The organism is Pseudoalteromonas phenolica (assembly GCF_001444405.1).
In the GTDB taxonomy this organism is placed as follows: domain Bacteria; phylum Pseudomonadota; class Gammaproteobacteria; order Enterobacterales; family Alteromonadaceae; genus Pseudoalteromonas; species Pseudoalteromonas phenolica.
This window is the reverse complement of record NZ_CP013187.1, coordinates 2,043,867-2,056,664: the sequence shown is the minus strand read 5'-3', so window position 1 is coordinate 2,056,664 and position 12,798 is coordinate 2,043,867. Positions and strand designations below refer to the sequence as shown.

Sequence of the window (12,798 nt, the reverse complement as noted above, 5' to 3'; positions counted from 1 at the left end):
GTTTATTAGCGTCAGAAAGGTTAGAATTTACCTGACTCCACGCTAATAAATGGCTGTACAAATAATCTACCGTTCAAGGTGGTATAGATTAAGGAACACATATGACACAAAATGAAGGTCCAGCATCTGTTATCTTAGATAATGTATGTAAGTTGATCCAAAAGAAAGTTCATGCAGACAATGTGTCACTCGTTGAAACTTTTGCCAAAGCCTTGTACAGCAATATGTCTAAAGAGGATCTGGCAAAACGTAACGACAGTGACCTATACGGTGCAGCACTGAGTCTTTGGAATTCACTTGAAAAAAATACGTCTGATGAAGCCGTAATTAGAGTGTTTAACCCAGAGGTATCAAAAGATGGTTGGCAATCGTCGCATACGATTGTTGAGATCATCGCAAACGATATGCCGTTCTTAGTTGATTCAGTGCGTATGGCAATGAATCGTCTGAACATCGTCTCTCATCTTCTTCTTCACAGTCCGTTGAAAATCAAACGTGACGAAAACAGCCAAATCTCTGCAATTTCAAACTTAAAAGCCGAGCAAGAATCAAATTCTACAAAAACTGTTTTCTTTATCGAAATTGATCGTCAAACTGATTCAGAAGCAATTGTTACACTAACAAGTGAATTACAGTCAGTTCTAAAAGACGTTTCGCTTGCTGTAGCAGACTGGTTGCCAATCAGAGACAAACTTGTTTCTGTGACAAATGAGCTGCCATCTCGTAACTTTGGTTGTACTGAAGCTGAAGTAAAAGAAGCCGCTGAATTTTTAGAATGGCTAGTGAAAGACAACTTCACTTTCATGGGCTATCGACAGTATGACTTGAACCCAGTGCAAGGGGATTACGAGTTAAAACCGGTTACAGGCACTTCTTTAGGTCTTATGAAAAATACGTCTGATGAAAACAGCCGTTTGCTTTCTGAGTTACCAGAAGTCGCCCGTAAAGAAGCACGTAGCAATAACTTATTAATTCTTACAAAAACAAATTCGTTATCGCGTGTACACCGACCAGCTTATGTTGACTATGTTGGTATTAAGCGTTTTGATGATAAAGGCAATGTAGTAGGGGAAGACCGTTTCATTGGTTTATTTTCTTCAAGCTTTTATAACAACAGCGCAGCAGATGTCCCAATTTTAGAGAGCAAAATTAATCGCATCATGGAAGCATGTGACTTTGCAAAAGGCACGCACGCATACAAAGCGGTATTGAACATCCTTGAAACATACCCTCGTGATGAATTAGTTCAGGCTCGTGAATCTGAGCTTTTAGAAGTTGCTACCGGTGTATTACAGGTGCAAGAGCGAAATATGTGTCGTTTATTCATCCGTAAAGATGTATATGGCCGTTTCTTCTCTTGTATGGTGTATGTACCGCGAGAAAGATATAACACCGCGCTTCGTCGCGAAACTCAGCAACTCCTTGCCCGTTCGTTTAATTCAACGGATAAAGTTGAATTTACTACTTTCTTCTCAGAATCTACGTTAGCGCGTACTCATTATATTGTGCGTGTAGCTGACAACAATATTGAATATAACGTGAAAGATATCGAAAATAATTTAATTGAAGCGGCCCGTACTTGGGAAGATAAGCTTCAAGCTGCTCTTTTAGAGAGTAATGGTGAGTCTCGAGGTAATGAGCTTAACCGTAAATATAGCAATGCGTTCCCGTCAGCATATAAAGATCAAGTTTTACCTTCAGCTGCGGTTGTCGATATCGAAAAACTTGAAACGCTAGACGAAGAGAACAAGCTAGAAATGTTGTTCTATCGTCCTCAAGAAGAAGCAAACTCTAACATTGTTCGTTTAAGCTTATTCCATAAAGATGAGCCTATTCACTTGTCTGACGTAATGCCGATGCTTGAAAACTTTGGTTTACGTGTCATTGGTGAAACACCATATGCAGTGAAGACCAGCGATGGTCAAGTAAACTGGATTATGGACTTCTCTATGCTGCTTGATAGCAAGGGAATTTCTGACTTCAACCAAGTTTCAGCGCGTTTCCGTGCGGCACTGACAAATGTTTGGAACAATCGTTTAGAAAATGACGGTTTCAACCGCTTAGTGCTTATGGGTGGCTTAAAAGGCCGTGAAGCGTCAATTCTTCGTGCATACGCTAAGTATATGCGTCAAATCGGTGTGACTTTCTCTCAGTCATACATTGAGAATACTTTTGAGCATTATCCTCAGATTGCAAGCAAGATTGTCGAACTATTTATCAAAAAGTTCTCTCCTGCAAAACCAGCAGCGCAGAAGACCTTAGACAAACTAGTTGCAAGCATTCATGAAGACTTAGAACATGTAGCAAACCTAGATGATGACCGAATCATTCGCTTATATGTTGATATGATCAATGCAACACTTCGTACTAACTTCTTCCAAAAAGAAGCAGATGGTACGAACAAATCATATGTTTCATTCAAAGTTCAGCCAAGTGCTATTCCTGAAATGCCATTACCGCTGCCAGCATTCGAAATCTTCGTATACTCGCCTCGCGTAGAAGGTGTTCACTTACGTGGTGGTAAAGTTGCACGTGGTGGCCTACGTTGGTCTGACCGTCGTGAAGATTTCCGTACTGAAGTACTGGGCCTAGTAAAAGCACAACAAGTTAAGAACACTGTTATCGTGCCTGTTGGTTCAAAAGGTGGCTTCGTTTGTAAGCAGCTTCCAACAGAAAGAGAAGCTTTCTTCAAAGAAGGTCAAGAGTGTTACAAACTATTTATCCGTGGTCTATTAGACATCACTGATAACATCATTCATGGTGACATTGTCCCTCCTGTTGATGTTGTTCGTCACGATGAAGACGACCCTTACTTAGTTGTAGCTGCTGACAAAGGTACAGCGACGTTCTCAGATATCGCAAATGGTATTGCTGAAGAATACAACTTCTGGTTAGGTGATGCGTTTGCTTCAGGTGGTTCTATTGGTTATGACCACAAGAAGATGGGTATCACAGCGAAAGGTGCTTGGGAATCAGTTAAACGCCACTTCAGAGAAATGGGTATCGATTGTCAAACAACTGATTTCACAGCGGTTGCTATTGGTGATATGGCCGGTGACGTATTCGGTAATGGTATGCTTCTATCTAAGCATATTCGTTTACAAGCTGCATTTAACCACATGCACATTTTCATCGACCCTAACCCTGTTGCGGCAAGCTCTTACCTAGAACGCGAGAGATTATTTGCACTACCTCGCTCAAGCTGGGAAGACTACGACAAGTCATTAATTTCAGAAGGTGGTGGCATTTTCTCTCGTGCTGCTAAGTCAATCACATTGACACCAGAAATTAAAAAGATGCTAGGCACTAAGAAAGCCAGCATGACACCAAACGAATTGATCAAAGCATTATTAATGATGCCTTCAGATCTTTTATGGAATGGTGGTATCGGTACTTACATTAAAGCTAAATCTGAAACAGATGCTGATGTAGGCGACCGCGCGAATGATGCACTGCGTATCAATGGTTCTGAACTTGGTGCAAAAATCTTCGGTGAAGGTGGTAACTTAGGTGCGACGCAACTAGGCCGTATCGAGTTTGCTGCTAAAGGTGGTCGTATTAATACTGACTTTATTGATAACGTAGGTGGCGTTGCGTGTTCAGATAATGAAGTAAATATCAAAATCTTGCTTAACGGTTTAGTGGCTGAAGGTGACTTAACTAAGAAGCAACGTGATGAGTTACTTTATGCAATGACGGATGAAGTATCTGAGCTAGTATTGGCTGATTGTTACCGTCAAACTCATACGCTGTCTATTACAAAGTCTAAGGGGCCTGCGACGCTTAAAGAGAAGATCCGCTTCATCCATGCTCTAGAGAAAGATGGGAAGTTAGACAGAGCTATCGAGTTCTTACCAACAGATGAAGAACTCGCAGAACGTGCTGCTGCTGGTCAAGATTTAACACGCCCAGAGCTGTCTGTTCTTGTTTCTTACTCTAAGATGGTATTAAAAGAGTCTTTAGTTACAGATGAAGTTTCTGAAAATCCTTATTACCGTCAGTTATTGGTGAATTCTTTCCCTGTTCCACTTCGTGACAAATTCAATGCAGCAATGGATAACCACCCACTGCGCAAAGAAATCATCGCGACTAAACTTGCGAACAATATTGTTAACGACATGGGTCTTAACTTTATGGTTCGTATGCATGAAGAAACAGGTGCTTCAGACAGCGAGATTGCACTTTGTTACTCAATCGCAAGTGCGATTTTTGAAATGAAGGGTACTTGGAACGACATTGCAAACCTTGATAACCAAATCTCAGCTGATGTTCAAACTGAAATGCTGTATCAACTTCGTCGTACGGTTCGTCGAGCAACACGTTGGTTCTTACGTCACCGTAACAAGGCAATGACAATTGAACAAACTATCGAGTTCTTTGCTCCTACATTCAAAGATGTTAGTGCAAACCTAAGCGAATACTTAGTTGCTGATGAAGCGCAATCAATTGCTAAAAATGCAGATAAATTGACTGAGCAGGGGGTACCTTCAGAGCTTGCTACACGAATTGTGTCATTATCAAGTTTATTCTCGGTAATGGATTTAGCTGAAGTTGCAGATAACTCGTCAAAAGCGATTGATATGGTATCTAATACTTATTTCAAGCTTGGCGCGAAAATGGGTCTTCACTGGTTCTTAGATCAAATCACTGCTCAGCCAGTGACAAATCACTGGCAAGCTCTTGCTCGTGCTTCATACCGCGAAGAGCTAGATTGGCAGCAGCGTTCGTTGTCTGAGGTTGTTTTAAACAGCTTAGAAACTGAAACTGCGGATGTGAATGAACTTGTTGAATCTTGGATGGACAAGCAATCTGTGTTACTGACGCGTTGGCAGCATATGGTTCAAGAGTTCAAAACGTCTCAAAGCCATGACTTTGCGAAAATTTCAGTCGCACTGCGTGAATTAATGTTACTAAGCCACAACTGTGACACTTCCAAATAATTTATAAACCGCTAAAATACCTCAGCTTTGCTGGGGTATTTTTTTGCCCAGATTTTTTTTACGATTACTAAGGAGTTTTCATGTTTTATGAACTAGCGCGTCGCTATATGTTCGGTCGAGATGCTGAGTGGGCCCATGATTTTGCATTGGGTAACCTTCGTCGTTTTGCCAATACACCGCTCAGTATGGCTTGGTCGCAATCTGTTGCAGATAAACCTGTAAACTTTCTTGGTATAGATTTCAAAAACCCAGTTGGTCTCGCTGCTGGATTGGACAAAAATGCTGAATGTATTGATGCTTTTGGTCAAATGGGTTTTGGCTTTATTGAAGTAGGAACGGTTACACCCCGACCTCAAGCGGGTAATGATAAACCACGAATTTTCAGACTACCTGAAGCACATGCTGTTATTAACCGCATGGGTTTCAATAACAAAGGTGTTGATAATCTAGTTAACAATGTAAAAGCTTCAAAATACACAGGTGTTTTGGGTATCAATATTGGCAAAAACAAAGACACGCCAAACGAAAAGGGTAAAGATGATTACATTCACTGCATGCGAAAAGTTTTTGAACATGCTTCTTACATCACTGTGAATATTTCATCACCTAACACTCCAGGGCTTCGTGACCTACAGTATGGTGATGCACTAGATGATTTACTACAAAGCCTTAAAAATGAACAAGTTGATTTAATCGCTAAGCACGACAAATCAGTACCTATGCTTGTAAAAATTGCGCCTGATGTTGACGCGGTCCAAGTTCAGCAAATCGCTGAATCACTTATGAAGAATCGGATTGACGGTGTGATTGCAACGAATACGACGCTTGAGCGTGAAGCAGTCAAAGGTTTACAGTATGCAGATGAAATGGGTGGCTTATCAGGTCGCCCAGTTCGAGAGAAATCTACCTTTGTTGTTAACGAATTGAAAAGGATCACTGAAGGAAATCTTCCGATCATTGGTGTTGGTGGGATCGATTCGGCTGATTCTGCTAAAGAAAAACTTAATGCAGGTGCAGATTTAGTCCAGGTATATACAGGGTTTATCTATGAAGGGCCGCAATTAGTTAAGCGAATTGTTGACGCTTTATAATGATCAGTTATATAACTAAATGATCCTTTAAAATTTGTTCTTATAAACATTTTTAACATTTTCTATTTTTCGCTATACTCCTGTCTCTAACTAGATAAGGCTAGTAGGCAGGAGATCTCATAGTGCAAGCTTCTAAAGAATGGCAGTGGTTACGTTGTAATGAACGCAATCGACTTCTTATTGACTTAGGTGATGAGCTTCAACTATGCACGCCTTTTAAATTATACCAACTTACTGGCGACTCCTTATCTAATCCAAAGTTTTGTATCGACGATGCAGAATATTATCAAAACGTTTATTTTTACCTTCAGAATTTCAAAGTGTGGACTGACGCTCAATGTTGTCAGGTCGCTTTAAATGCAACTGCAGCGAAATTTCATTTAAAACCTATGCTTGCAAAAAGTTGGTTTTTTACTGAATACACCGGCAATGCTGACAGGACTGAAGCAATCGTAGCGCTAAATTCATCTCAACAAACTGGTGAGTTTTTTATTGTTGAATGTGATGCTGAGAGCTCATTGTGCATTAGTTTAAATTCTGAGTTTAAATTAGATGAGCATCTTACTTTAGACCCGTTTCAAGCAATACGAGTTTTGAATAATCGTATTCATCCTCTGATGTTAGCTGACAAAATTACCAAAACAGCTTAACTCAACAAAGCAAGCAACAAACAACCTGTGATATACTTTCGTGCATTAAAGTATATAGGGTTAAAACATTGCAATTTATCGCGCTTACTTCAATTGGTATTGAGAATTTATTAGTAGATGAAATCAAAGAGCAAGGCTTAGATGTTATCAAACAATCTGTTGGGTCAGTAAAGTTTGAGGCGGATAATAGCCAAGCACAACGATTTTGTTTAGTCACACGTTTTGCAACACGTGTCATGCTGCTTTTAGAAGAAAATGCAGAGATTAACACCAAAGAAGATTTATATAAATTTGCACGTTTTCAGCCTTGGCAAGAATTCTTTGGTCCAAAACAAACATTTGCGATTGAATTCAATGGTACAAACCAGGCTTTAAAAAATACTCAGTTCTCAGGGTTAGTGATTAAAGATGCCGTAGTTGATTACTTCAACGACCTATTTGAGCAACGTCCAAACGTAGACAAAGCCGAGCCAAATATTCGTATTGTGGCAAAATTAAATAAAAGCCATTGCATGCTTTATTTAGATTATTCAGGCCCACGTTTATCTGACAGAGGTTACAGAACTCGACAAGGCAAAGCGCCTATTCGTGAAAATTTAGCAGCCGCATTGGTAAAGCGCAGTGGTTGGTTGAATGATGTAAGTCTGCCTCTATTTGATCCATGTTGTGGTTCAGGTACTTTACTTATTGAAGCAGTTGGAATGGCAAACAAGGTACCTGCGAATATTAATCGTAAGTTTGCGTTCCAAAACCTGCCTAGCTTCAGACCAGCAAAATTTGATGAAATCAAACAGGCTTTGAAAAGCGAAATAAAAGAAAACAATTTATGGATCATGGGTTCAGATTTTGATGAACGAGTTATTAATGTTGCGAAGCAAAATGCGCGAAGAGCTGGCGTTGAGAATCTCATTGATTTTAGTGTTAAAGATGCGAATAAATTGTCTCAAGTTGCCAAGCGTTCTGGGGTTGTATTAAGTAACTTACCTTATGGTGAACGTTTAGGTGCGATGGCCGAACTTATAAACCTATACAGAAATATGGGTCTAGGGTTTAAAAAGTACTTCCAAAATTGGCAACTGGCACTTTTAGGCACAGACGAAAGTTTATTCAAATTACTCAAATTAGCTAAATCTAAAACCTATAAGTTTAAAAATGGTCCACTTGATGTCGCACTCTACCTTTACGATGTGAACGAAAAACAGGTAAGCCAAAGCCAAGAGAAGACAGGTTTGAACTTTGAAGGTTCTTCAGCTTTTGGAAACCGTTTAAAGAAAAATAAAAACGCCCTTAAATCATGGATTAAAAAGGAGGGCATTAATGCGTATCGTTTATATGATGCAGACATTCCTGAATATAATGTCGCTGTCGATGTTTATAACGATTCTGCGGTTATCTTCGAATATGCAGCACCGAAAGAAATTGACGATACCGTTGCTCAAAAACGTCTACAAGACGTCATCACCTTAACGTCTGAACAACTTAATATTCCAGCTGAGAATATTGCAGTTAAGGTTCGTAAAAAGCAAAAAGGCGATTCGCAATACAATAGTTTCGATAAGCAAAATAGAGTCGATGTAGTTGAAGAGTTTGGTGCGAAATTTAAAGTAAACTTGTTCGACTATTTAGATACGGGCTTATTCTTAGATCACCGTCTGGCACGTCGCTATATCCAGCAAAATGCAAAGGGCCAACGTGTATTGAACTTATTCTCTTACACCGGCAGTGCATCTGTTCATGCTGCAGTGGGCGGTGCGAAGTCGGTTACAACCGTTGATATGTCAAAAACCTATTTAAAGTGGGCAGAAGAAAACTTTGCACTAAACAATCTTAAAAATCCTCGTTTTAGATTTGAGCAGGCAGATTGCTTAAAATGGCTTGAACACGCACAAGGTCAATATGATTTGATCTTTTTAGATCCACCAACCTTCTCTAACTCGAAGCGTATGAAAGCAGAGTTTGATGTGCAGCGAGATCACATCAAATTGATGGAGTGGGTGAAAAAAATTCTAAGCCCGAAAGGCACTTTATTGTTCTCGAACAATAAGCGTGGGTTTAAAATGGATGAAGTCGCTTTAATGGGGTTAGGTCTGAAGGCTGTGAATATCTCTGATAAGACGCTCTCACCTGACTTTAAACGTAACAAACAGATCCATAATAGTTGGTTGATCACACATGGATAAATTTACCCTTTATCACACCGAGGGCTGCCATTTATGTGAGCAAGCTCTTGCGTTACTGAATGCTCATTTAAATTCTGAGCAAATAATTTTAAGAGATATTGTCGAAGAGCTAGAGTTGGTAGAAAAATATCAGTACACCATTCCTGTAGTGGCAAATAAAAACAATCAAGAGTTAGGTTGGCCATTCGACGAGCAAAAATTAAAAGAGTTTATAAACTAAGATGGATTTAATCAGAATTGCAAAAGCGCAGTTAGCTTTTGGTACACACCCACTATTAGATAATGCCGATGCGGTGATTGAAGCCGGTGAACGCGTCTGTATTGTTGGCCGTAACGGCGCAGGTAAATCAACTTTACTCAAAGTACTTGATGGGCAAGTTCAACTAGACGATGGAGAAATCAACCAAGTTGGTGATTTAAAAGTATCTCGTCTAGAACAAGACCCACCAAAAGGTGCTGAAGGCTCAGTGTTTGATTATGTTGCCAATGGTATTCCTGACATCGCTAATTTACTCATTGAATACCATCACGTCAGCGAGCAAATGCAATCAGATTATTCTGAATCTGTGTTAAATAAATTTGAGAAACTATCTTCTCGTATTGAAGCTCAAGATGGTTGGCGCTTTGAAAGCCGTATTAAGCTGGTTTTAGCACAATTAGAGCTGACTCCTGACATGCGATTAGAGAAGCTATCAGGTGGCTGGTTAAGAAAAGTTGCTTTGGCAAAAGCACTTGTGAGTGAACCTGATTTGTTGCTACTTGATGAGCCAACGAACCACTTGGATATGAACAGTGTTATTTGGCTAGAGCAGTTTTTAAAAGATTTCAAAGGCGGCATTGTATTTATTTCGCACGATAGGGCGTTCATCCGCAGTATTGCAACACGCATCCTAGATTTAGATCGCGGCCAGTTAATTTCTTACCCAGGTAACTACGAAAAATATCTTGAGCAAAAAGCGCATGACCTGAAAGTTGAAGAAGCGCAAAACGCTCTATTTGATAAAAAGCTAGCCGAAGAAGAAGCTTGGATCAGACAAGGCATAAAAGCGCGTCGTACACGTAATGAGGGACGTGTTAGAGCTTTAAAAGCACTTCGAGTCGAAAGAAAACAGCGAGTTGAGCAAGTTGGTAAAGCTGACTTTAATATCGAAACAGCTGAACGCTCTGGAAAACTTGTATTTGAAGCTAAAAACTTAAAACATGCCTTTAAAAATAAACCTATTGTTAATGATTTCTCTACCCTCGTTATGCGTGGAGATAGAGTCGGTTTAATTGGACCAAACGGTGTAGGTAAAACAACCTTGCTTAAATTGCTATTCGGTCAACTTGAAGCCGTATCAGGCAGTGTCAAACAAGGCGTAAACCTTGAAGTTGCTTACTTTGATCAATATAGAGAAAAGTTAGACGAAGAAGCGACGGTGCAGGACAATGTTGCAGAAGGTAAGCAAGAAGTTATGATGGGCGGTCGTAGCCGACACGTTTTGGGTTATCTCCAAGACTTCTTATTTCCGCCTGCACGAGCTAGAACGCCAGTTAAAGCATTGTCAGGGGGTGAGAAAAACCGTTTATTATTGGCCAAGCTTTTCTTGAAACCTTCAAATGTCCTTGTTTTAGATGAACCGACCAATGACCTTGATATTGAAACACTTGAGTTGTTAGAAGACATCATTAACCAGTACCAAGGCACTATTCTTATTGTAAGTCACGACCGTGAGTTTATCGATAACACTTGCAATAGCGTATGGGCGTTTTCAGGTGATGGGGAAGTCATTGATATTATTGGTGGTTACACTGATTATCAAGTTTATAAAGCTGAACTTGATGAAAAAAGAAAGCAACTAGAAAAGCAGCATATTTCGCAGACCCCTAAAGAGATAAAAAAAGATAAGACAAATAACAAAAGTAATAAGCTAAGTTACAAATTAAAACTTGAATTAGAACAACTGCCCAGTAAAGTAGAGGCTCTTGAACTTGCACTAGAAGAGCAGCAAACTTTAGTTAACGATCCTGAGTTTTTCAAAAAACCTCAGGAAGAGACTCAAGCAGCATTGAACCAATTAGCAAATACAGAGTCTGAGCTTGAAACCGCTTATGCCCGCTGGGAAGAGTTAGAAGAATTACAAAATCAGTAGTAAGGATTAAAATGAAAAAAACAATCTTAGCAGCCAGTTTATTATCAGTACTAAGCAGTACTGCCTTTGCTGCTACTTACCAGTTAACTGAGTTGCCTAGGCACGAAAATAGCAAGAATACCTTTATTTCTGATGTTAATGAATCCGGAGAAGTAATAGGTGCTGCAAGTTCTCTATTCAATACAGCCATCGATATCTCTTACCTTGACTTTGAAAGTTCGGAATTAGAATCATTGTATAGCCGATATGTTAGCAGCCTAACGAGTAATGAAGAGGCAACATTTACTCTTGAAGATATAAAAAATGGTGCGGCTAACACTAATGCTGACGCTCATGCATTCATGATAGGCGCTCTAGCATCATATAGTGGTAACGCAGACTACCAAAAAATAAATGATCGAATTGGGCTTATAATTTCAGCAAACTCAGCTGACGAATTAACACTTTTTGATATTCAAGCAACCTATGCTGATTCATTAACTCGTTCAGTTACCAACTTCCCAACCGCAATCTCTGATGATGGAGTTATTGCTGCTTGGGGATCTTCACCATATAGACAAGAGGTTTTCACAAAAGAAGGAGAAGACGATAAAACTGTTTTTGTGAGGGATTGGACATCACGTGGTTTAGTGATTTCGCCAAGTGGAAAAAGAGTAACGCTTGAGCCTGGATTCGACACTTACGGTGGAACCTCAATGGTTACTGACATAGTTCAGCTCGACTCTGGTAATTACATCGCTGTGGGTAGCAGCAGTGTTTCAATTCCAGAAAATAGTCAGGAAAGCTACGATGATAATTGCGATGGTATAGATGAACTTGTATCAGTATGCTCATGGCAATTACAAAGAGGCAGCTTTTATAACACCGAAGCTTTTCAGTGGGAACTAGATAACAATTTGGATGTTGTAGGTTCACAAAGCCTTGGATTAGGTATAGTTCGTGAAGATGATGAGAAAGGTGCTTTTAACAGCTTAGCACTTGCAACCAATAAAAATGGCATTGCGGTAGGTTATTCAATTGTAAGAAATACTGACGATGACAGGATATATGCTTATGAGCAAGCAGGGTATTTTAAAGATGGTGAGTTTAATCGCATCCATGCTCACGAAACATATATACAAGGTGGTAAAGCAATAGATATTAATAACAGTGATATTGTTATTGGTAATTACTATGAGCAAGGTACTTCGTTCAATGGGCAATTAGTAGTTAGGAAGCAAGTAGGTTTCTACTACGATATTAATTCAAAGACTTATGAAGAAATTCCAGCTTTCTTCACTGGTTCTAAAGTTACTGTCAGAGATATCAACGACAAAGGACAAGTCGTAGGTCAAGGTGAAATTGAAAAAAATACTTCATCACCGAAATACGAAGCATTCTTATACGAAGTGGGTGCTGATAAGGTTACAAATATAAATGACCTTCTTCCTTGTCGGTCTGAAGACGGCGGTGAGTTTCCTTACACGATTGCTGAGGCTACGAAAATCACTGACTCTGGATTTATTTATGCCAATGCGACTAAGACAGTGGAAAGAAGAGATACACTTGGTCAAGTCATGAAAGACAGTGATGGCGATATAGAGTATGAAGCGGTTGTAGTTCCAGTTTTATTAACCCCAATTGCAGGGGGGACAATTGATGAATGTACTCCTCCAGAGGCAGAAGAATATGAGAGACAATCAGCTAGTTTTGGCTTTCTTTCTTTTCTTGCTCTTCCATTACTATGGTTAAGAAGAAGAGTTTCTTAAATATTCTATTATAGACATAAAAAAAGCCCTTAAGGGCTTTTTTTATGTCTATAATTT

General features: G+C 39.6%; 7 protein-coding genes. All 7 read left to right on the top strand.

Annotated elements, in window-relative coordinates; all coding sequences use genetic code 11:
- Nucleotides 1-101: 101 nt before the first annotated feature.
- The 7 genes from PP2015_RS08960 to PP2015_RS08930 all read left to right on the top strand — a co-directional run bounded on the left by PP2015_RS08960 (nucleotide 102) and on the right by PP2015_RS08930 (nucleotide 12,741).
- A complete protein-coding gene (locus tag PP2015_RS08960) occupies nucleotides 102-4,940 on the top strand; it encodes an NAD-glutamate dehydrogenase (RefSeq protein WP_058029951.1) in 4,839 nt (1,612 codons plus the stop codon).
- Between the two features lie 80 nt (nucleotides 4,941-5,020).
- On the top strand, nucleotides 5,021-6,031 hold the full coding sequence (pyrD, locus tag PP2015_RS08955) for a quinone-dependent dihydroorotate dehydrogenase (RefSeq protein ID WP_058029950.1): 1,011 nt from the start codon (nucleotides 5,021-5,023) through the stop codon (nucleotides 6,029-6,031).
- 119 nt (nucleotides 6,032-6,150) lie between these two features.
- Complete coding sequence (locus PP2015_RS08950; RefSeq protein WP_058029949.1) at nucleotides 6,151-6,681, top strand: cell division protein ZapC domain-containing protein; 531 nt, start codon at nucleotides 6,151-6,153, stop codon at nucleotides 6,679-6,681.
- Nucleotides 6,682-6,749: 68 nt separating this feature from the next.
- Complete coding sequence (rlmKL, locus tag PP2015_RS08945) at nucleotides 6,750-8,861, top strand: bifunctional 23S rRNA (guanine(2069)-N(7))-methyltransferase RlmK/23S rRNA (guanine(2445)-N(2))-methyltransferase RlmL (protein WP_058029948.1); 2,112 nt, start codon at nucleotides 6,750-6,752, stop codon at nucleotides 8,859-8,861.
- Nucleotides 8,854-9,081, top strand: coding sequence for a glutaredoxin family protein (locus PP2015_RS08940; protein ID WP_058029947.1), 228 nt, complete (start codon nucleotides 8,854-8,856; stop codon nucleotides 9,079-9,081). The genes rlmKL and PP2015_RS08940 overlap by 8 nt, the downstream gene beginning before the upstream one ends.
- A 1-nt stretch (nucleotide 9,082) precedes the next feature.
- Nucleotides 9,083-10,993, top strand: a complete 1,911-nt coding sequence (uup, locus tag PP2015_RS08935) for an ATP-binding cassette ATPase Uup (protein WP_058029946.1) — start codon at nucleotides 9,083-9,085, stop codon at nucleotides 10,991-10,993.
- An 11-nt stretch (nucleotides 10,994-11,004) separates the two neighbouring features.
- Entirely contained in the window at nucleotides 11,005-12,741 is a 1,737-nt protein-coding gene (locus PP2015_RS08930) for a DUF3466 family protein (RefSeq protein WP_058029945.1), read from the top strand.
- Nucleotides 12,742-12,798 lie beyond the last annotated feature (57 nt).